Annotated in this window: 15 protein-coding genes; 9 read left to right on the forward strand and 6 right to left on the reverse strand. The window is 61.8% G+C overall.

Annotation, left to right across the window (positions count from 1 at the left end):
* Positions 1-884 precede the first annotated feature (884 nt).
* From YU9_RS0124850 to YU9_RS42420, 3 genes are read left to right on the forward strand one after another with little or no spacing between them, the layout of a single operon-like run.
* The gene (locus YU9_RS0124850; RefSeq protein ID WP_027575239.1) at positions 885-1,382 is read left to right on the forward strand and encodes a GNAT family N-acetyltransferase; all 498 of its coding nucleotides are present in this window, start codon (positions 885-887) and stop codon (positions 1,380-1,382) included.
* A 50-nt stretch (positions 1,383-1,432) separates the two neighbouring features.
* The gene (locus YU9_RS50130; protein WP_156952102.1) at positions 1,433-1,687 is read left to right on the forward strand and encodes an SEC-C metal-binding domain-containing protein; all 255 of its coding nucleotides are present in this window, start codon (positions 1,433-1,435) and stop codon (positions 1,685-1,687) included.
* Complete coding sequence (locus YU9_RS42420; RefSeq protein ID WP_051380503.1) at positions 1,687-1,950, forward strand: hypothetical protein; 264 nt, start codon at positions 1,687-1,689, stop codon at positions 1,948-1,950. The genes YU9_RS50130 and YU9_RS42420 overlap by 1 nt, the downstream gene beginning before the upstream one ends.
* A 3-nt stretch (positions 1,951-1,953) precedes the next feature.
* Here the strand turns inward: YU9_RS42420 and YU9_RS48090 are convergent, their stop codons facing one another.
* On the reverse strand, positions 1,954-2,124 hold the full coding sequence (locus tag YU9_RS48090) for a hypothetical protein (RefSeq protein WP_156952103.1): 171 nt from the start codon (positions 2,122-2,124) through the stop codon (positions 1,954-1,956).
* 139 nt (positions 2,125-2,263) lie between these two features.
* Between YU9_RS48090 and YU9_RS0124870 the strand changes: the two genes are divergently transcribed.
* Positions 2,264-3,289, forward strand: a complete 1,026-nt coding sequence (locus YU9_RS0124870; RefSeq protein WP_027575240.1) for an alpha/beta hydrolase — start codon at positions 2,264-2,266, stop codon at positions 3,287-3,289.
* Positions 3,290-3,307: 18 nt separating this feature from the next.
* On the opposite strand, the gene YU9_RS0124875 is transcribed toward YU9_RS0124870, so the two are convergent.
* Both YU9_RS0124875 and YU9_RS49185 read right to left on the reverse strand, forming a co-directional pair.
* Positions 3,308-5,125: a DEAD/DEAH box helicase gene (locus tag YU9_RS0124875; RefSeq protein WP_051380504.1), complete on the reverse strand. Its 1,818-nt coding sequence runs from the start codon at positions 5,123-5,125 to the stop codon at positions 3,308-3,310.
* A gap of 203 nt (positions 5,126-5,328) precedes the next feature.
* Entirely contained in the window at positions 5,329-5,697 is a 369-nt protein-coding gene (locus YU9_RS49185; RefSeq protein WP_198028295.1) for a hypothetical protein, read from the reverse strand.
* Positions 5,698-6,122: 425 nt separating this feature from the next.
* Between YU9_RS49185 and YU9_RS0124885 the strand changes: the two genes are divergently transcribed.
* Positions 6,123-10,949, forward strand: coding sequence for an NAD-glutamate dehydrogenase (locus YU9_RS0124885; RefSeq protein ID WP_027575242.1), 4,827 nt, complete (start codon positions 6,123-6,125; stop codon positions 10,947-10,949).
* Between the two features lie 66 nt (positions 10,950-11,015).
* The gene (locus tag YU9_RS0124890) at positions 11,016-11,336 is read left to right on the forward strand and encodes a hypothetical protein (RefSeq protein ID WP_027575243.1); all 321 of its coding nucleotides are present in this window, start codon (positions 11,016-11,018) and stop codon (positions 11,334-11,336) included.
* Between the two features lie 73 nt (positions 11,337-11,409).
* On the opposite strand, the gene YU9_RS0124895 is transcribed toward YU9_RS0124890, so the two are convergent.
* A complete protein-coding gene (locus YU9_RS0124895) occupies positions 11,410-11,979 on the reverse strand; it encodes a hypothetical protein (protein ID WP_027575244.1) in 570 nt (189 codons plus the stop codon).
* A gap of 79 nt (positions 11,980-12,058) precedes the next feature.
* On the opposite strand from YU9_RS0124895, the gene YU9_RS0124900 reads away from it, so the two are divergent.
* On the forward strand, positions 12,059-15,034 hold the full coding sequence (locus YU9_RS0124900; protein ID WP_245266519.1) for a penicillin-binding protein 1A: 2,976 nt from the start codon (positions 12,059-12,061) through the stop codon (positions 15,032-15,034).
* Between the two features lie 98 nt (positions 15,035-15,132).
* A complete protein-coding gene (locus tag YU9_RS0124905; protein ID WP_198028296.1) occupies positions 15,133-16,053 on the forward strand; it encodes a hypothetical protein in 921 nt (306 codons plus the stop codon).
* 316 nt (positions 16,054-16,369) lie between these two features.
* Here the strand turns inward: YU9_RS0124905 and YU9_RS0124910 are convergent, their stop codons facing one another.
* Positions 16,370-19,153, reverse strand: coding sequence for a UPF0182 family protein (locus YU9_RS0124910; protein WP_027575247.1), 2,784 nt, complete (start codon positions 19,151-19,153; stop codon positions 16,370-16,372).
* Between the two features lie 378 nt (positions 19,154-19,531).
* Between YU9_RS0124910 and groL the strand changes: the two genes are divergently transcribed.
* Entirely contained in the window at positions 19,532-21,157 is a 1,626-nt protein-coding gene (gene groL, locus YU9_RS0124915) for a chaperonin GroEL (RefSeq protein WP_027575248.1), read from the forward strand.
* A gap of 41 nt (positions 21,158-21,198) precedes the next feature.
* Here the strand turns inward: groL and YU9_RS0124920 are convergent, their stop codons facing one another.
* Positions 21,199-21,495, reverse strand: a complete 297-nt coding sequence (locus YU9_RS0124920; RefSeq protein WP_027575249.1) for a hypothetical protein — start codon at positions 21,493-21,495, stop codon at positions 21,199-21,201.
* Positions 21,496-21,758 lie beyond the last annotated feature (263 nt).

The raw sequence follows: 21,758 nt of genomic DNA on the forward strand, positions 1-21,758 counted from the left end.
CACCTCTTGATCATCCTGCTGCTCGAGCCGCTTGCCCGCGACTTCGAGGACTCTCCCCGCTGGATGCAGGCCGCCTGACGGCACCTGGCGCTTGGCGTGTTTTGCAACAACTCGTTGCATCCTTGCTACAAGCGATCATTCCACAACCAACCATCCGTTGCTTCCGCCGCAGAAAGCGAGCGCTTGGGCGGCACCTGCGCGAGCCTCCTCGAAAACGTCCGTATCAATCGATGCTCGCGCTACCTTAACGCCTATGGGGAAGACCGGGCGCCAGCTGGCACCCATAAGACCCCTGCGCTGAACGAATGCACACGCAATGCACAGGGGAGACACAGGGCAGCCGAAACCAGGCCTTCCCTGCGCGATGGTTTGACGGCCTATGCCGCGCTCTCCCCGGAGCCGAATTCCTTCTGGCCTCCGTCACCTCAGCGAAATGCACGGCACCGCGCCGGTTGACGCGAGTGACGCCTTCGCCAAGGCTTGACCGTAGCAACGACGGCCAGGACCACACGGTTTCGCCGTACGCGGACTGACCCTGCTTCGCCAAGAGGCTTCGCAGGGCACGGCCCTGCTCCGTCGAAGGCTCCGCAAGGATTGAGCGCCGTCCGTCTTCGCGGTCCGCACCATGCTCACGAGGTTCATCTCGCCCTGCACGCGCAAGGACCGCCTTTAACGCCGCCCGCGTCCATCGCAAACCAGCCCGCGTTCGTGACGACGTACGACCGCCCCTTTGGTGGGCTGGGATGGACGACACATACGATAAATCCGAATTTCGGTAAAGTGGAATATTTTTGCGGGATGGGGTTGACAGCGACTTGAGCTGTTTTGCCCAAACGGCATGACCTTACCGCACCAAAAGAAACTCGGGCAAGAGGCGCTGAGGCTTGGCGATCTCCGTGCCCGAACCGCTGATGCCAGCTCATCATCTCGACGAGTTCTCCTGCGGCAAGCCATCGCTCGACCGATGGCTGAAAACACGAGCGCTGTCCAACCAGGAGAAGGGCTTTACCGCTGTCATGGTGGTCCACGAGATGAATCGGGTGGTCGGCTATTACGGCCTCGCGCCGACGGCAATCATCCCCTCGTCTCTGCCGCAGTCGATACGGAAGGGGCAGCCGCCCGACCCCGTGCCCTGCCTGGTGCTGGGACAGCTCGCGACCGATGAGAATTGGATCGGCCAAGGAATCGGCACCGGCCTGGTCAAGCATGCGCTCCAGCGCTGCGTCACGGCCGCAGGCCTGATTGGAGGACGCGCGCTGGTCGTCAACGCGGTCGATGCCGAAGCTGCTGCGTTCTGGGCGCGGCGGGGATTTCTTGCCTCAAAGGACGATCCGTTCGTACTCTTCAGATCGATTGCCGACATTGCCGCATCGCTTTGCTAAACCAAGCTGTTTTGGTGTATTGTGACCCCGATCAAATTCAGTCGCTCGCAATGGTAAATTCGCACAAGGTGGGACGAAACGACCCCTGCCCTTGCGGCAGTGGCAAGAAGTTCAAGAGGTGTTGCCTCGACTCGCAAAGGCTGGTCGAGCCGTCGTCCGGTTTGTCCCAAATCGTGCAGATACCGGACATTGCCCGGTCGGCGCTCGAGGACGAAGAAGCGACCCTGGCGTATGATCCATTGATCGAGCCAGACCCGGATCTGTGGGTTGCGCGCTGGACGAGGAGAGACGGATCGATCTCGTGATGGCGTACCATCGGCGCGCCGGAATCCGCCTTCCGCGGGACAAAGCGCACGCTATCTTTCATGTGATCGTCGAGAACCAAATTGCCGATCCCGAGCTGCCGGTGCGAAGCACGGCGCAGCGGCTGATGTCCGAAGGACTCGATCGTCACGAAGCCATCCATGCGATCGGCTTGGTGCTTGCAGGACACATGAACGAGCTCGTGCGCAAGACCAAATTCGGGCGATGGCAACGTCAACACGAAGCCCAATCAGGACCCGAATGAGGCTTATTTCGCCGAGCTGGAACTATTGACGGCGGATGAATGGCGTTGCTGACCGGCGTGCCCAAGCTCGATATCGACCTTCTCGATGCCTCCGGGCAACCGCTTTGCCTTTGCGGCCAGGGCCGCTGAGAATGCATTGCGCGATTGGTGCAGATTCCATTCGATCGAAATCATCGACTGATGTGGGCACTCGTTCGGACGCCATCGACTTTGAACCCACCGCGAAGCGGCTCCGCCGTCTTCTCGCCTCCATTGTCATTCAGGGAGCTAGGCGGGGCGGCGTTACGGTGGGCAAAGTTCCCGAAGGTTCCGTGTGATCGACCGACGTCCTCTGCAAAACGCCTCCCGTCACTCTGTTTCGCGCCGCGCTCTCCTCGGCGGACTTGTATCGGCAGGGAGTGCGCTCGCGCTCGGCGGATGCGCCGGCCTGGGTGCGACTGGCGCACGCTTCGACGCGTCAACCCTTTCCGTTGACCCCACATTGCTTGTCGTCACCACGCGCAAGCCGGTGAACGGCGGCCGCACCAAACCCTGGTTCGGGCCGGAGCGCGCGACGAGCATGGCGGTCGCGCGGGCCAAGCTGGTGGCCCCGGACGAGAGCCGTCTTTCCCTCGCCTCGGTTGGACTTGATGATTGGCGTCTTGATCGGATCGAACCGGTGTCAGCCGACGCCGGCGATCTTGCTGCGCAGGCCGGCGCAGGGGACGTGCTGATCTATGTGCACGGCTTCAAGCAAACGTTCGAGACGGCGGTGCTGGATGCCGCCCATCTCTCCGATGGGATCAAGTTCCGCGGCCGGACCATGGCGTTCTCCTGGCCGTCCAAGGCCGGACTGTTCGACTATGCCTATGACCGCGACAGCGCGATGTGGTCCCGCGACAATTTCGAGCGCGTGCTGTCTGCGCTCGTGTCGGCACCAAGCGGCGGCCGCGTGCACATCGTTGCGCACAGCATGGGAACCATGCTGACGCTTGAAAGCCTGCGTCAGCTCTATGCGCGATACGGCGACACAGTGACGAGCAAGATCGGCGCCGTGGTGTTTGCCGCACCCGACATCGACATGGACGTGTTCTCGTCGGCGATCCAGCGCATCGGTCCGCTCGCCGGCAAGATCACCGTGATCGCCGCGACGAACGATCGTGCACTGGCGCTGTCGGGCCAAATCGCAGGTGGGATGACCAGGGTCGGTGCCGCCGAGAAGGCCGTCATCGCGCGGCTCGGCGTGCGCGTGGTCGATGCCTCCCAGGAAGGCTGGGGCATCATCAACCACGATCTGTTTCTGTCGAATGCGGAAGTGCAGCGGGTGATCCGCCGCGCGATCGACGGCACGACGGCGTGAGAAAGCGCCTGTGCGGCGTCACGCGATCAAACGCTGCACCAGTGCCGACTCACTTGAATACGTCAGGAGCGCCTCGTGAGTCGCCCGGGTCACCCCTACATACGTCAGCCGGACACATTCCTCGACGGTCTCGCCGTGGCGGCCGAGCGAGCCCAGTCCGGCAATGGCGACGCAGGGAAACTCCAGGCCTTTCGCGGTGTGCATGCTCAGGAACCGCACGGCGACCCGCTTGACCGAAATCCTGTTGCGATTGTCCTTGGCCATATCGATCGGCACGTCATGCCCGGCGAGGATCTGCGCGACCCGCCCGCCGATCCAGTGCTCCGGGTAGAGACACGCCATCTGCGACCACTCGTACCCGGCTTTTTTCCGGTCGAGAAACCACTCGGCGACGCAGTGCGCTTCTGCATCGATGCTCACGCACCGCCGCACGGCCGGCTCCAGCCCCTGCCGGCCCGCATCTTCGGGCAGCAGGATGGCGTGCTCATCGTCGGCCGTGATGCCGGGAGCGCCAATGACGTCTGCGGCGAAGCGTCTCGCGAAGGCAACGATTTGCGCGGTGTTGCGGTAATTGACTTTCAAAACGGTCGTTCTGCCCTTCGCCTCGATCCCGAGCTGACTCCACACCGGGCGTTCACGCCCCTTATAGATGGCCTGGATATCGTCGTAGACGACCATCAGCGCCTTGGTGCGCGGGTTCACCATCTTGGCTGCGAGCGCGAGCCATTGCGGCTCGAAATCGTGCGCCTCGTCGATCAGGACAGCGTCGTACTGCTGCGCTGGGATGTGGCCTTGATCGACCGCCTTCACGACCTCTGAAACGCTCGCGGCCAGTCGCTCTGCATAGTCCGGATAGTCTCGCTCGGATGGGGCGGGAATCCCGTAAGTCCGCAGCATCCGGTAACACCACGAATGAAAGGTGAGAACCTGAACGCGGTCCTCCACGCCCCTGTTCTGCATGGCATCCTCGAGTCGCCCGGCGATGCCGTTGGCGTAACACAGGATGAGCACCGGCTTCGCCGCCGCACGTGCCAGATACTCGGCGCGAAAGGCCAGGATCAGGGTCTTGCCCGATCCGGCGACGCCGCGAATGATTCGATGCCCCTCGCCCAGACTGCGCGCGAACTGCTCCTGATGCAGGTCCATGACCGCAAGCGTCCGGTCCGAAGGATCGGCCCGAGGCGCCTCCTCCAGAGGCAGGGCAATCTGTCGTATGCGGATTTCCGGAAAGAGCAGCGCCCGCAGGCGGTCGAACTGCGGCATGGACAGCGGCTCTCCGAGACGCGGATGAACCATGCGCCACAATCCGGACCGGAATTCTTCGGGATCCGCGCCCTCTGTCATCTCGTCCTTGAACAGACATAGATGCTCGGCCAGCACCTCCTTGAGATTTGTCTGGTCGAACTGCCTGCGCGTGATGTTGGTGAACACGGCTCCGAAGCCGAACGGAACCATGGCCCGGCCCGCGAAGCGATGACCGGGCGGAAACAACAATTGCCCGTCGCGCTCCAGCGTGCGCACGACCTCGAACGTATACCTGCGCGCCTGCTCGAGGGGATTGCTCTCCCGTACGACACCACGATTTGTCAGCAGCTCGACGTTCGTCTTGTCCGCCGAAACGATCGTCTCCAGTCGCCAGTCTTTCACCTCGAGCACGAGCAGGCCGTTCGCGGGATGAACGATAATGAAATCCGGATGCCGGTTGAGAGGGCCAACAGGGAGGTTGTGCCAAACGACAGCGTTGTCTTCGAGGAAGTCCTTGAGTCGTTCCGCGAGGCGCAACTCCCCACGGCTGTCGAAGCGCGCGAAGCCGAGACTGGGGATCAGGATTGCCATGTTGCGACTGCGAGCGCCATTGCGGACCACCTTGTGAGGCTACGTGTGTAGCAGGCGGTCTCTTCAGGCGCACATGGTTGCCTAGAGTGTACAGGATTTCAATGGCTTAGGATTTGTCTGGCGCGCCATTCAGAATAAGACCGAGAACCCTATGTAATCGAAGCTGCAATGCTATTTGACAATGCGCGCCGATCAAGGTTCGATCACCGTGCCTCTGCGAGGGCCCGCGGCTCGACCAGCAGGCCCTGTCTTTCGTAACGGCGGCGAGTTCTGCTGAAGCGTACGACGACGGCATATCGGGCACTGTTCGCCTTCACGCGCCGCGTGAGCAGGGCATCGCCTGCCGACAGAAATTCGAGATCATCGAGGCCGACGCAGCGCAGACACGCCGGGCCGGCAGGCTCCATCATCAGGAGATTACCGGTGCCGCCACAGCGATGGCATGTCCACTCCGTGTTCAATGGCTGGACCACCACCAGTTCCGGGCCGCGGCTTGCCTTCTCCGTCAGGCGTTCGCGCTTCGCCTCGGAGAGTTCCGGCGACACCCAATGTGTCCGGTAAGACGCCTCCATCTTGGCATCCTCGCTTCGACTGAAGCGCAGCTCCCGGCGTTGCGGCGTCCGATCGACATAGGCTGTGGGGCTTGCGATCAGTCCTCTCACGGTTGCCCAGGACTGGAATAGCTGCATGGCTTCCAGGATGCGAGACGGATGGATTTGGACAACCTCCTCCACTCAGAATAAAACTGCGAACTCCTACACGATTGAAATTACTTGTGATTTTTGTCGGCGCCGACTTTGGCCTCACGCGCTGTCGTAGGGGATTTCCGCACGCCTCACGACAGCGTGCGCCTTTCGCTCCGGGATCGTAGTATTGTCGTCGGAAGCCGTCGAAGCTTCGAGACCGAAGATTTCGCGTAGCAATCGATCGCGGCGCTCGAAGAGATGCACTCCAGAATCAAGCTGATGATCGCGGCTGCGGTCAGACGGCGCGGCAAGTGGAGGACGCTATGGCGTGGCGTGACGACAACGCCCGGGCAACCCTGATCCGCGACGCAGCGGGCAACGTGCAACCGGGCAAGAGCCCCCGGGCCTTCGCCGAGCCTCTGTTCGGCTACACCAATGCCGAGGACCTCGCCAATTACGATGCAGCCTCGCTTGCCCTCCTGGCGGAGCAAGCCTGGGAACACGTGCAGCGGCGCACAGCCGGCCGCGCCGATATCCGCGTCTTCAATCCGGTGCTGCCCGACGGGCGTGAGATTTCCGTGCTCGAAATTCTCAACGACAACATGCCCTTCCTGTTCGACTCCACCATGGCGGAGCTCATCGAGCAGGGCATCGAAGTCACCCTTGTCGCTCATCCGATCATCGCGGCGGAGCGTGATGACCAGGGCAAGCTGCTGCGCTTCTACGGCGAATCACTGCCGGAAGGAGCAAAGGGCACGCGCGAAAGCCTGATTCATCTCCACATCACTCGCCTGGACGCCGATGCCGATCGCCAGAAGCTGATCGACGGCCTTATCAGGACGTTGAACGACGTCCGCGCCTGTGTCACCGACTGGCGCGCCATGCGCGACCGCGTCCAGGAAGCGATCAAGACTTACTCTTCTAATCCGCCGCCGCTGCCGATCGACGAGGTCGCCGAAGCAAACCAGTTCCTGCAATGGCTCTGCGCGGACAATTTCACCTTCCTCGGTGTGCGCGAATATCGCTTCTCGCCCGATAGCGATGCGTCCGACGACATTACAACCGGCGAAGGCCTCGGTATCCTGCGCGATCCCGACGTGAAGGTGCTGCGCCGCGGCAGCGAAATGGTTGTGATGACGACCGAAATTCGCGAGTTCATGCGCGAGCCGACCCTGCTGATTGTCATCAAGGCCAATGTCTCCAGCCGCGTCCATCGCCGCATCCGGATGGACTATGTGGGCATCAAGCTCTATACGCCCGACGGCCGGCTTGAGGGCGAACTGCGCGTCGTCGGCCTCTTCACCTCAGGCGCCTATACCCGCTCGGTACGACAGATCCCTTATGTCCGCCACAAGGTTTCGCGGGTGCTCCAGCGCGCCGGCTTCGACCCGAACAGCCATTCCGGCAAGGCGCTCATGCATATTCTCGAGGAATATCCGCGTGACGAACTGTTCCAGGTCGATGTCGACACTCTCTACAATTTCGTCATGGAAATCCTGATCCTCTACGAGCGTCCGCGCGTCCGGGCGCTGGCGCGGGTTGACAAGTTCGATCGCTTCGTCTCCATCCTCACCTTTATTCCACGCGAGAAATTCGACACCGACGTCCGCATGCGTGTCGCTGCCTTCCTGGCGCAGACTTACAACGGGACCTTGGCCGCCTCCTACGTATCATTCCCTGAAGGGGCGCTTGCGCGCGTCCACTACATCATCGGGCGCTATGAAGGCAAAACTCCCGTCGTCGAGCGCACCGCGCTCGAAGCGGGGATCGGCGCCATTGCCGCGACCTGGGCCGACAAGCTGAAGGCCGCACTCACTGCGTCAACCGATGGGATGCGGGCGCGCATGCTCACCAACCGATATGCCCGGGCCTTTAGCGGCGGCTATACCGAGGTGTTCGGCGCGGAACAGGCGATCGCCGATATCACAACCGTCGAAAAGCTCACGCCAGCCCGCCCGGTGACGATTTCGGTTCACCGCGTCGAAGACGAGGACGATCCCAGGCGCTTCGGCCTGAAAGTATTTTCGGACGCCGCACCGCTGTCGCTGTCTTACCGCGTGCCGGTGATCGAAAATCACGGCCTGCGCGTGGTCAACGAACGCACCTATCAGATCGTGCCCGGTAACAGGCCGGAGCCGGTTTGGCTGCACGACATGACGATCGAGACCAGTGACAGCCAGCCCATCGAGATCAACCCGGAATTCAGCCATCGCCTTGAGGCCTCGATCATGGCGGTGGTCACCGATCGCGCCGAATCCGACGGATACAATGCCCTGATCCTGCGCACCGCCCTGGGCTGGCGGGAAGTCTCGACCATCCGGGCACTGTCGCGCTATTTGCACCAGATCCGCGCGCCGTTCACCCAGGATTACATGTGGGAGACCTTGCGCAACAACGCCGCGATCACGGCCACCTTGGTCGCGCTGTTCCAGGCCCGCCTTGATCCGCGCCTCGCCTTGACCGATGCCGAGCGCTCGGCGCGCGAGGCAACTCTCCTTGCCGAGATCGAGGAGCAGCTCAAATCCGTCGCTTCGCTCGACGAAGACCGCATCCTGCGCCGCTTCACCAATCTGGTGCAGGCAACCGTTCGCACCAATCTGTGGCAGATCGGCGAGGATGGACATCCGCGTCCGGTGATCTCCTTCAAGTTCGACGCGCGCAAGATCGAGGACCTGCCCCCTCCACGACCTCTCTACGAGATCTTCGTCTATTCACCTCGTGTCGAAGGTATTCACCTGCGCTTCGGCAAGGTTGCGCGCGGTGGCTTGCGCTGGTCCGATCGGCCGCAGGATTTCCGCACCGAAATCCTCGGTCTGGTGAAAGCGCAGCAGGTCAAGAACGCCGTGATCGTGCCGGTCGGGGCCAAAGGCGGCTTCGTACCCAAGCGCCTGCCACCGCCCTCCGATCGCGAGGCGTGGCTAGCGGAGGGCACAGAAGCCTATCGCATCTTCGTTCGTTCGCTGCTCGAACTCACCGACAATCTCGGCGGCGACATCGTGGTGCCACCCGAACTGACCGTGCGGCATGACGGTGACGACCCCTATCTCGTCGTAGCCGCCGACAAGGGCACCGCCACCTTCTCCGACGTCGCCAACGCGATCTCGGCCGAGAAGAACCATTGGCTCGGCGATGCATTCGCGTCCGGCGGCAGCCAGGGCTACGACCACAAGAAGATGGGGATCACGGCGCGCGGCGCCTGGGAGGCGGTCAAGCGCCACTTCCGCGAGCTCGGCACCGACATTCAGACCACGCCGTTCACCGTTGCCGGCGTCGGCGACATGTCCGGCGACGTCTTCGGCAATGGCATGCTGCTCTCGCCGGCGACGAAGCTCGTCGCCGCTTTCGATCACCGCGACATCTTCATCGATCCCTCGCCCGATCCGGCGATCAGCTTCGCCGAGCGCAAGCGTCTGTTCGACCTGCCGCGATCGAGCTGGCAGGACTACAACAAGTCGCTGATCTCGCAAGGCGGCGGCGTGTTCTCGCGCTTGCTCAAGGCGATTCCGCTCGCACCCGAGGTGCGTGCCCTGCTCGATCTCGACAAGCCGCAGGCGACGCCGTTCGAGGTGATGACGGCGATCCTGAAAGCGCGCGCGGACCTGCTGTGGTTTGGCGGCATCGGCACCTATGTTCGCGCGTCGGCGGAAAGCGACGATCAGGTCGGGGACCGCGCCAATGATCCGATTCGGATCACCGGCGCCGACGTCCGCGCCCGGGTGATCGGCGAAGGCGCCAATCTCGGCGTCACCCAGCGCGGCCGCATTGAAGCGGCGCAGAAGGGTGTCAAGCTCAACACCGACGCGATCGACAATTCGGCCGGCGTGAATACGTCCGACGTCGAGGTCAATATCAAGATCGCGCTGGCGCGCCCCGAGCGCGAGGGACGCCTCAGCCCCACTGACCGCAACAGCCTGCTTGCCGCCATGACCGACGAGGTCGGCGCGCTGGTGCTGCGCAACAACTATCTGCAGTCCCTGGCGCTCTCGCTCGCCGAGCGCAAGGCCGTGGCCGAGGCCGGCTTCCTCGCCCGCCTGATGCAGTCGCTCGAGCAGCGCGGCTTGCTCAGCCGCGCGGTCGAGTACTTGCCCGACGACGCAGCGCTGACCGAGCGCACACGGCGCGGCCAGTCCATGACGCGGCCCGAGCTTGCGGTGCTCCTCGCCTACGCCAAGCTGACCCTCTACGATGACCTGCTCGTCACCAGCGTGCCCGATGACCCCTATCTTGCCCGCGAACTATCTCAGTATTTTCCGCGCGAGGTTCAGCACAAATTCCCGACAGCGGCCGAATTGCATCGCCTGCGGCGGGAGATCATCGCGACCAGCCTCGCCAATGCGGTGATCAACCGCGGCGGCCCGGCCTGTGTCGTGCGCTTGATCGATGAGACGGACGCCGATATCCCGACCATCGTCATGGCCTACGTGGCGGTCGATGAATGCTACGGTCTGAAGGGGCTCAATGACGCGATCGATGCTCTCGACGCCTGCATCGACGGGCAGGTGCAGCTGTCTCTCTACGCTTCCGTGCAGGACCTCCTGCTCTCCCGTATGGTCTGGTACGTGCGCAATGTCGATTTCAAGGATGGATTGGAGGCCGTCATCGCGCGCTTCGGCCCGGCTATCCGCCAGATCGTCGCCGGGCTCGACACCGCCCTGCCGCCGGACTTGCAGGCCGGGCGCGGCAAGCGGCGGCAGGAACTCACTGAGGCTGGTGTCCCGGCCAGCCTCGCCGGCGAACTCGCCGACCTCGACGCTTTGGTCTCGGCACCCGACATCGTGACGGTCGCCGAGCGCACCACGCGCTCCATCGGCGACGCCGCCGCGACCTTCTTCGACGCCGAGGCGAATTTCCGTCTCGACCGCATCATCGCCGCCGCGCGCAGCGTGCCGGCAAACGATTATTTCGAGCGTCTGGCCATCGATCGCGCCGTTGAGCAGATCGCTGGCGCCGAAAGAAGGCTGGCCGCGGACATGCTGGCAACCGGCCAGTCCGGCCACCCGGCCGTCGAGACATGGCTCGCGGCTCACCCCGAAGCGACGCGCATCCGCCGCTCGGTCGAGGAAATTGCCGCCAGCGGCCTGACGCTCGCCAAGCTGACGGTGGCGGCGAATCTGCTGGGGGACCTGGTCAAAGCCTGAGGGCGTGCGGGGCCGCGATGCGAGACGCTAGATGCGCAAGGTGTAGCCGGCAAACGGAGGAATCCCATGATCCACGCCACTTGCCATACCGCTGACAATGTCCGCTGCATCGAGTTCGATGCCACACCGTGGTTCAGCGAAGCTGATGCTCCGAGCATTATCGATTTGGCCCAACGAGGATGGACCAGCACCACGATTGCAGATTCCCTCCAGCACCGACGAGGATACGAAGGCTTGCACGACCTCCTTGAGTATGCAGCCAAGCGACTGCAATCGGAATCCCTGGAGGACCCAACCTGGGAAACCTTCGAGTGTGTCGTCGATGGACCCGAGGCCGTCGCCTGGCTCGAGAAGAACCGGCCCAATGTCGTGGCAAGGATCCCGTAAGCCACGGAAAGCGCAGCAAAGGCCACATCGATTGGCGCGATCTTGAGTTGAGCATCCTCACAAGCGCAAAACTTCACTCATCCAATTTCTTGCTCAGTTCAGGATCGAGCTTGTTCCGGTCGACAGACTGATAGAACGTGATAGGTCTGCATTTTCCGTCGAAATCCGCGAGGACGACGGCCGTCCACGGACTCGTGGTCTCGCCCGAACCGTCGCGGGGGTCCGGCATGACCTTGCGAGCAGCGACCACATACCAAGCGCGACCAGCCGTTGCCGCTTTCGCAGCCGCAGCGAACTCATCCAATATTCCGCGCAGATTTTTGCGCATTTCTTCTTCAGTGTCCCCGCGGAGGTATTTTCGAGAAGACTTTCCTGCCTCCCCGTACTCATGATGAATGTTCAACTGCAATCGGGCATCGTCCACTTCGATCTTCGTCACCCGTGTCACCGCTCCGCCTTCGCGAAGATAATCTCGCACCCGGACATCGCAGGCCAAAAATCTGTCCGTGGGCGGCTGAGCAACGGTAGCTGCAGGGGAGACTGCGGCAAGTTTCTTTTTTCGAGGAGCAGCATCCGCAGGCATCGTGGCGATGGCGGCGCTGAGGAGCGCCACGGCAAGCACGACTGGAAGAGGGGCATTCATGAGTGCGCTGCCAATTCGGTCTTTCTAAAACGCACGGGCCTCGGCATTGGTTCCGCGCCGCGGCCAGGTCGGAGCAATCATGAAGGCTGGAGAAGCGGGTGGCGGCGGCTCAGGAACTTTTTCCTCAACACAGTCTTGTTTGTTATTGTTCGACGACCTTTACGGAGGCGGCTTTTTCGACCGTCGGCCGGTCATGGACTCGATACTCATCAAGATCTTCGCCACGGCGCTTGCCTTCAGCCAGGTCACTACCCGGCCGGATGGAGTCAAGACGGAGTTCGATGCGGTGCGCGACCGCTTCGAGGTGGCGCAGCTTTTGAGTGCCGGCTGCGCCCACATGCGCAAGGCTTTCGACATCGAGGACATCAACCTGGACGATCTGATTGCCACTGCCATGGATGACAAGGAGGCGTTGAACAGCGAGATCAAGGCGCTCAAAGGACTGAATTTGGCCAACCTCCAGGTGGCCTATAGGCAGTTCTGCAACGTCGAAAGCGTGGAAGAATCTCCGGTCGATCTTGGTCAGGTCATCGCCTTCTACAACAGTGCGGTCAAAGATCTGCCCGACGCGGCGGAGCTTAAGCACCTCAGGCTTCCTGGCACCAGCATAGTCCTCGACAACAAGAGCGAGCGCTTTGCCGAGATTTATGTGCCGAACAACCGCCGCATCTGGGTCAAGCTTGCGGATGTCCCGGAAGCGGTGCGCAACGCATTTGTCGCCGCCGAGGACAAGCGCTTCTTCCAACACACCGGCATCGACGAGCGCGGACTGGTCCGCGCCTTCATCGGCAACTTCACGCACCCGGGCCGGCCGCAGGGCGGCTCGACCATTACGCAGCAGGTCGCCAAGAACCTGCTGGTAGGCAACGACATCACTTACGAAAGAAAACTGCGCGAAATGATCGTTGCCTCGCGGATGGAGCGCGCCCTGACCAAGGCGGAAATCCTCGAGCTCTATCTCAACTCGATTTATCTCGGTCGCGGAGCCTGGGGCATCGAGATGGCGGCGCGCAGCTATTTCGGCAAACCGGCCAAGGCGCTCTCCGCTGTCGAGGGCGCCCTCCTCGCCGGGCTCGCCAAGGGACCGAACTACTTCAATCCCGACCACCACCCCGAGCGCGCGCGCGAGCGCCTTGCCTACGTGCTCGGCCGCATGCGGGACGACGCCATGATCGACGCCGCCGCGGCGCAAGCAGTATTGCCGCAGCTGGTCGAGTACCGGCCGACGCGACGGGACTTCGGCTTTCACTTCGTCGATCACATCGCCCGCGAGGCAAAATTGGCCGCGGGCCTTGATACTCTCACCAACTCCTCCTACACGGTGCGCTCGACCGTCAACTCGGCCTTGCAGCGCGTAGTCGAAGCGACATTGCAGGAGGGCCTCGCGCGGTACGAGCTGAACACCGGTCGTTACAAGTTTGAGGGACCCGAGGCGAACATTTCCGATGACGTCCGTCGTATTGCGGCAGACCTGAAGACCACGGAACCGGCTTGGCTCGCGGCGTTGAAGGCGACGCGGCTACCTCTCTACGACGTTCACTGGGAATCGGCGATCGTCCTGGAGAATGCGCGTGGCAAGCGTGGCCACGCGATCAACGTCGGCCTGACCGACGGAAGAATCCTGCCGCTGAACACCTGGAGCGCCGCGATCCAGCGCAGCCTCAAGCCGTACGATGTGGTCTACGTGCAACTGCGTGAAGCCAAGGGCAAGGAAGCGGCGCGTGCCGATCTGCGTATTCGACCGACCGTGCAGGGAGCGGCGCTCGTACTCGGTAACGAAACCGGCCGCATTCTCGCGATGGCGGGCGGCTTTTCGTATCCGGCAAGTCAGCTCAACCGCGTCGTCCAGAGCTTGCGCCAACCCGGCTCCACCTTGAAGCCGCTGACCTATCTCGCCGCCCTTCGCAAGGGATTGCAGCCCAACACGCTGGTGATGGACGAACCCATTACGCTGACACCGATCGGCGCGACGGTCCACGCGCGCCGGGGCGATTTCTGGTCGCCGAAGAACTATGACGGCGGCGCTTTGGGCGCCATTACACTGCGGCGTGCGCTGGAAAACTCCCGCAATCTCGCCACCGTGCAACTGCTCGCGTCCGGCCTCGACGACAGTGCCGAGCGAGGCCTCGACCGGGTCTGCGAGCTCGCGATGGAAGCGCAGCTCTACAAGGACTGCATGCGCTACTACCCATTCGTGCTCGGTGCCCAAACCGTGCGGCTCATCGACCTTGCCGCGTTCTATGCAGCGATCGCCAATGAGGGCGCCCGGCCTCGGCCCCATGCGATCGAAACGATCGAACAGGACGGCCGACCAATCTACCAGCACGATCCGCGTGCCCTGGACTGGATCGGCTCGGCCGACCGCGCATCATTTTACCAGTTGAAATCAATGCTGCAGGGCGTGCTCGCGCGCGGAACCGCGCGCGTGGTGAAGCATCTTTCGCCCTTTGTCGGCGGCAAGACTGGTACCACTGATAATGCGGTCGACGCCTGGTTCGTCGGTTTCACAAATGACGTTACCATCGCCATCTGGGTCGGCTACGACAACAGCGATGGCGGGCGCCGCTCCCTTGGCCCCGGCCAGACCGGATCAAAAGTGGCGCTGCCGATGTTCGAGCCGATCCTGCAGGCAGCCTGGGAGCTGCACGCCCCCAAGACGGCATTGAACGGCCCTTCGCGCGAAGCAATGCATCAGCTCGCTACTCTGTCGATCGATCCCTATACCGGCGATCCTTCACCGGCCGGCTCGGGCCGCGTTTTCACCGAATATCTCAAGAGGGATCCGTCGGGCAGAATCGATGATACGCAATTTCGGATCGTCTCGCGTGCAGAAAGCTACGCCTATCGTGGTGGTCGTGACGAAGACGGGCCATTCCAGCAGTGGTCCTATGAGAACCGCCATTACAGCGATAACCGGTCGCCCTTTCCATTCCCGAACTGGCGTCTTGGTCCGCGCGAATATCCCTCCTGGCGCGGATATCCCGACGACGAGGATCGCCTCCCGCAACCGCCGCGCCGAGTCGATCCCGATTACTTCTGGCGGCGGCTGAACTGAGCATTGATGCCATGAGACCCATCCGTGCCGCTGCCCTCATCGCCGCCTGGGTGGCCACTTGCACGGGCGCGGCCGCGCAGGAATTCCAGCTGGAGGACGTGCCCGCAGTCGCCAGCATTCCGATCGCACAAATCAAACCGCGCACCGTCATCTTCGCCGACCAACGCAACGACAAGCTTGCCGATTCCTCGACCGGGCTCATTCCTTTCGAAGATTGGGCCCGCTCACGTCCCGTTCAGCGGCGCTTCCTCTCGCTCTTCCCGAGCTTCGTTGAGCCCACGCTCAACCAACAAACGAAGCTGAAGCTCTCGATCTACCAGGCGGAGGCGCGGTTTCGACTTCCAAGACCGGCAGCGGCATTGGATCTGTCGCGGTATGCGAATGTCGCGTTCCTCGAGCAGATCGATCCGGCAGTCAAACACCGGCCAATCACGGCGGGCGATGCTGTTCCCGACAAGGACGCGGGCGCCGCGCAAAACCGTCCGCCAAATCGCCACTGGTGCGAGGACGCGAAGGCGATCTGCGTGCAGTCCCGCTACATGTTCGAAGGGAAAATTCCGACGGGCATTCAGCTTGCCAACAAGCTGCGCGAGGAGAGCAAAAAGCCGATTCCGGATTTCATCGAGTTCCAAAGTGAGATCATGTTGGTCACGCAGCCGCACCTTGCCGAGCTGCCGAGCCTGACAGGGCTCGACTCCACAGTCACCAGCGGGCTCGAGCAGAACATCTTTTGGGTCAACCAGGTCATCCAATTCGGCAAGCTGCTTGCGGTTCTGCAACAGCATCCGACTGAGCGGGAAGTCGCGATCGCGACGGTCTACATCCTGATTGCGGTCAGGAACGACGTGCTGAACAAGCAAAGGGAATACATCAATACTCCCATTCTGCGAAACCTCGTGCCCGCGCAACTGCTCATGGGCAACAGCTCCTTCAACAGCGGCGATTCGCTGAGCGCCGGCCTGCCGAAATACGCCAGAAGCCGCATCAAGGCGATCGCCGACATGATGGAGCGGGAATGAGCAGATCGGGTGCAGCGACGAACGAAAGCCGGTAGATGGACAAATCGCGTTTGCAGTCGGAAGGCGCCTAAGGAACCCCGCGAACTGGCAAACAGTCATCGAGCCAGGGGCAACACTTCTGCCCACCACCGCTTGCAAGATCAGTCGATCGAGGGGCTGGCACTCCCGATCGGGAATCCATCGCAAAATATCGCGGAATATCGTGCATTTTGGCGCGCCACCCAGAATAAAACTGCGAACTCTTATGTCATTGAAATCGCGATATGATCTTGAGCAGAGCCCAATCGTGGCGCCGCGTTCGTGATGGGGGTGGGCACTAATGGCCGACGGGACGTCGGTTCATTTCCTCCAAGAGCTCGCGCATTGCGTCGAATTGCGTGCCAAAGCCTTTCCAATCGCCGGAGCGCAATCGTTCAACGGCCTGATTGTAGCGATCGAGCGCCTCCCTTGCCTGACTTGTCGACTGGCCTGTAACGGGTATTTCCTCATTTGTGCTCGAGACCGGCCGCGTCCCGCCAGGCTCGATGAACAACGCGGACAGGGCCTCGCCGAGCGTCTCCTTCATCACCACATGTTCACCATAGGCTGCGATCACACGCTTTAGTTCTGGCAGGTGTCCGTGCTCCGCTCGCAAATAGAGCGGCGATACATATAGGATCGAGTTCTCGATCGGGATCACAAGCAAGTTCGCGCCGCGTATCACCCGCGAACCCATCTGATTCCACAGCGTGATTTGTTGCGATATCTCGGTACTCTGGTTGATCCGCGCCTCGATCTGGAACGGCCCGTAGACGAGCTTCTCCTTGGGAAATTCGTAGACGATCAGCTTGCCGTAGTCGGGCGCGTCACAGCGCGCGGCGAGCCACGCGATCATATTGTCGCGGCGGCTGGGCACCATGGGAAGCATGAGGAAGAACTCGGCCTGCGGCTCTCCGGGCAGCCGCATGACGATGTAGTACGGCGCCATCGTTGCAATGCCGCCGCCGCCTGGCTGGCGCGGGAATTGCCACAGATCCTCGCGGTTATAGAAAACGTCGGCGGCCTCCATATGGTAGGTCTGATAGAGCCGCGCCTGGATCAGGAACAGGTCCTCCGGATATCGAATGTGCTTCTGCAAGTCCGGAGGCATCGCCTCGAACGACTTGAACAAGCTCGGAAAGATACGCTGATAGGTCGCCGCGACCGGGTCGCCGGTGTCAATGAGGTAAAAATCGACGGTCCCATTATAGGCATCGATGATGACCTTCACTGAATTGCGAATGTAGTTGAGATCGAAATCCTGCGCTGGCTGCGAAGAGGGGAAATAGGAACTCACCGTGTAGGCGTCCTGCATCCAGAACATCCGCCCATTGCTGATGACCAGATAAGGATCGTGATCGAGCCTGAGGAACGGAGCGATCGTTTGTACCCTTTCCCCGATATTGCGGCGGATCATGATCCGACTGTCGGTGGTGATGTAGCTTGAGAGCAGCAGGTTCGGGTCATTGAAATAGTAGGCAAACAGGCCTCTCCACACCGCCGCTCCTATCGGAATGCCACCCGTGCCGTCATAAGCCGCGTAGACATTGTCTTTTCCCTTCGGATAGTCGAACTCAGCTGTGCTTCCCTTGACGATGACGTAGTTGTTGCTCTGTTCGCTGTAGTAGATGCGCGGCTCGTGGATTTTGGGGCCTCCATCCGCAACGGGAGGGATATCCCGCAAATAGAGGAGCGGCAGTCCTTCAGTGCTCTTGCGCGTGACCGGGCTCATCACCGCACCATTGCCATGAGTAAACAGCACGTGGCGGTTGACCCATGTCCGGGCGTTCGGCGGCAGCAGGGAGGGCCGCAGTTCGCGTGCCGAGAGCATCACACTTTGGTAGGAGCCGTCGAGCCAGTAGCGATCGACGTCAAGATCATGGAATTTGTAGTAAGTGCGGATCTCTTGCAGCTGCGCGTAGGTGTCCGACAGAGGCAGCCAGTCCCACAGCCTGATATTATCGATTGTCGCCTTGTTGGCGTCGAGCGTCTTGGACGTAAGCTTCTGTTCGGCAGCGAAGGGCCTGGCTGTGATCTTGTCCAGATTGTAGGCCTGCCGGGTGAACGCAATGTTGCGCTCGATGTAGGGCTTCTCCAGATCCAACTCGCTTGGTTTGACGAAGAATTGCCAGACCAGAACGGGGACTCCGCCGGACAGCACGAAAGTGCCGATGGCGACGAGCAGGAACGCGGCGACAGGAAGCCGGTAACTGCGCGTCCGCAAGTTCGCCCACGTGGCGAGAGCCGCGACGATCGAAAGTCCGATCATCAGCCACAGGGCCGGCAGCCCGACATGGACATCGGTGTAACTTGCGCCGACGACCACGCCGTTGTCGCCGTAGAGCAGCAGATAGCGATCGAGACTATAGGACCAGGCCTTCACCGCGAAGAAAAGACCGAGCAGCGCCGAGCCGTGGCCAATCGCTGTCGGCGACATTGAACGGTGTTGAGAATCGTATTCGACATCGCCATGAGCCCAGTAGATCGTTCCGGCGACAAGCGCACTCAGAGCGAGCGTGAGCATCATCCAGTTCTTGAGCAGGATATAGGCGGGCAACGAGAACAGATAGAAGCCGATATCCTTGCCGTAGAGCGGCTCGTCTGCGCCATATGGCACCTGATAGAGAAACCGCAGGAAGGTGCCCCAGTTGCCCACTTCGGTCGCTGCGACGAGAAGGGCGAGCAGGACAGCCCCGCCTGCGATAATCGAGCGCCACGGCAAGCGATCGCGCCACTGTGCAAGCGGATCCGGTGGCGCGCTGCCCGCGGCCTGCCACACCGCAGCCGCCGCAAGCTGTGTTGACCGCTTGCCGGCGACACGCAGCGCGAGCCACCCGTTCACCCAAAGTACGAGAGCAGTTGCTGTCCAGATCGCGACAAAGACGGCGGCTTTGGCGCCGATCGTCATCCAGAAGACCTGCAGATAGCCAACCGACGAAAACCACAGCCAGTCGACCAGGAAATCGCTCGCGAGCCCGAGCAGGATCAGGCAAATCGTAGTGACGACAGCCGCAACGGTCAGCCCGACCACGCCACTTAGCCGTGGTGCCTTGCGTTGGGGTCCGGCAATCCGGATCGTCATGCGCCTGATCATAGCGGAAATGACGGGCGTCCGCCGCTTGATTCGGGTCGGAATTGCACCCGCGGCGAAGGACGCACGTGGGCGAAGCCCCGGCGCGCGCGGAACCGCGCAAAGCGGAAAGCTCGGCGATGCTGCCGACGCAATCAGTCAGTCATCGTCCGAGATAGTGCTGCGGCTGCGGAGCCGTATCCTGCAACGTGGTGGTAATAGCGCAGATTTGCCGCGCCACTCAGAACAAAAATGCGAACTCCTATTCAATTGAAATTGCTGTATAATCCAGACGTAACCGACGGACGGTCAAGGGCGCCGGCTCCTGATTGAAGGCGACCTGAGACCGCTTGCTCAGCTTAAGGGGAGGAGTGAAGGGAGGTTCACATCATGGTTGCCAAGGATCTGAAATTCGCGACGGAAGCGCGCGAACGGATGCTGCGGGGCATTGATGCGCTGGCGAATGCCGTCAAGGTCACGCTCGGTCCCAAGGGGCGCAATGTGGTGATCGAAAGATCGTTCGGCGCGCCGCGTATCACCAAGGACGGTATCACCGTCGCCAAGGAGATCGAGCTTGAGGACAGGTTCGAGAACATGGGCGCCCAGATGGTGCGCGAGGTGGCGTCCAGGACCAGCGATATCGCGGGCGACGGCACCACGACCGCAACCGTGCTCGCAGAAGCCATTGTCAAGGAAGGCGCCAAGTCGGTCGCCGCAGGCATGAATCCGATGGACCTCAAGCGCGGCATCGATCTTGCGGTGGACGCGATCGTGCATGACCTGAAGTCTCATGCCAGGAAGGTGACGGCTAACGAGGAGATCGCTCAGGTCGCCACCATCTCGGCGAATGGCGACGCCGAGATAGGCAAGTTCCTCGCCGACGCCATGAAGAAGGTCGGCAATGAGGGCGTCATTACGGTGGAAGAGGCAAAGAGCCTCAGCACCGAGCTCGAAATCGTCGAAGGCATGCAGTTCGACCGCGGCTACATCTCGCCCTATTTCGCCACCAATGCCGAAAAGATGCGCGTCGAGCTTGAGGACGTCTATCTGCTGATCCACGAGAAGAAGCTGTCTGTGCTGCAAACCCTGCTTCCGCTCCTGGAGGCGGTGGCGCAATCGGGCAAGCCGCTTCTGATCGTCGCGGAGGATGTCGAAGGCGAAGCGCTCGCAACGCTCCTTGTCAACAAGCTGCGTGGCGGCTTGAAGGTCGCCGCGGTGAAGGCGCCGGGTTTTGGCGATCGCCGCAAGGCGATGCTGGAAGACATTGCGATCCTGACCGGCGGCACCGCGATCTCCGAAGATATCGGCATCAAGCTCGAGAATGTCACGCTCGACATGCTGGGGCGCGCCAAGAAGGTCGTGGTCGATAAGGAGAGCACGACCATCGTCGACGGCGCCGGCGCGAAAAAGGACATTGAAGCGCGCACGACGCAGATCAAGATGCAGATCGAGGAGACCACCTCTGACTACGACCGCGAGAAACTCCAGGAGCGTTTGGCGAAGCTTGCCGGCGGGGTCGCGGTGATCCGCGTCGGCGGCGCAACCGAGGTCGAGGTCAAGGAGCGCAAGGACCGCGTCGATGACGCGCATCATGCAACGCGCGCAGCGGTCGAGGAAGGCATCCTTCCCGGCGGCGGCGTCGCCCTGCTGCGAGCGCAGAAGGCGCTCAAGGGCATGAGGACGGCCAATGACGATCAGAAGGCAGGCGTCGAGATCGTGCGTCGCGCGCTGCGGATGCCAGCATGCCAGATCGCGGAGAACGCGGGTGAAGAGGGCTCGCTGGTCGTCAACAAGGTGCTTGAGAACGACAACTACAATTGGGGGTTCAATGCTGCGACCGGCGAATATCAGGACATGGTGAAGGCCGGCGTGATCGACCCCGCCAAGGTCGTGCGTACCGCGTTGCAGGATGCCTCCTCCATCGCCGCGCTCCTTATCACGACGGAAGCGCTGGTCGCCGAAAAGCCGAAGAAGGCCGAGACGCATGCGCCGGGCATGCCGCCAATGGATTTCTGATGGCAACCAGCCGCTCCCTTCCGGGCGCGATCAGGCGTGCATCAGGCTTGCTCTTGCAATACTGCGGCACCGAGTTCGTCGAAACGAAACAGCTGAAAGATCCGCTGCCCATTGAAATCGAGGACCCTCAAGTCGTCTGTTTCGTGCAAATCGCTTTCGACCGCGTGGAAATGCCCGCCATAGCGCTCCTTCGCGAGATCAAGCGGCACATCGAAGGCGACAAACTTGCCGATTCCCTTGGCTTTGAGCCTGCCCAGGAACTTCGGATCGTGCAGCGTTCCGTGGGACGTGAGGACCAGCAGCGGACCACTGGCCGTCAGCAGCAGAAAGGACCTCATCGATCAACTCCCTGGTCGTTGGTTTCACCAGCACCTATGCCGCGATCAAGGCCGCGGCAACCGTCGTGCTGGTGCGTATCGATAGATACATAAGAGCGAGCTGGCTCGACTGCACGGTTGCGATTGTTCAGAGAAAGGGGGCGGCATCGTCTTCGGCACGCTCAATCTGCGACACGACCGCACCTGCGGCGATGACGGCTAGGCCTTTACCGGGCCATTCGCGCTATCGGCCAGTCGAAGTTATTGCGGGGGGCATCAGGCTG

Source organism: Bradyrhizobium sp. WSM1743 (assembly GCF_000473065.1).
Classification (GTDB): Bacteria; Pseudomonadota; Alphaproteobacteria; order Rhizobiales; family Xanthobacteraceae; genus Bradyrhizobium.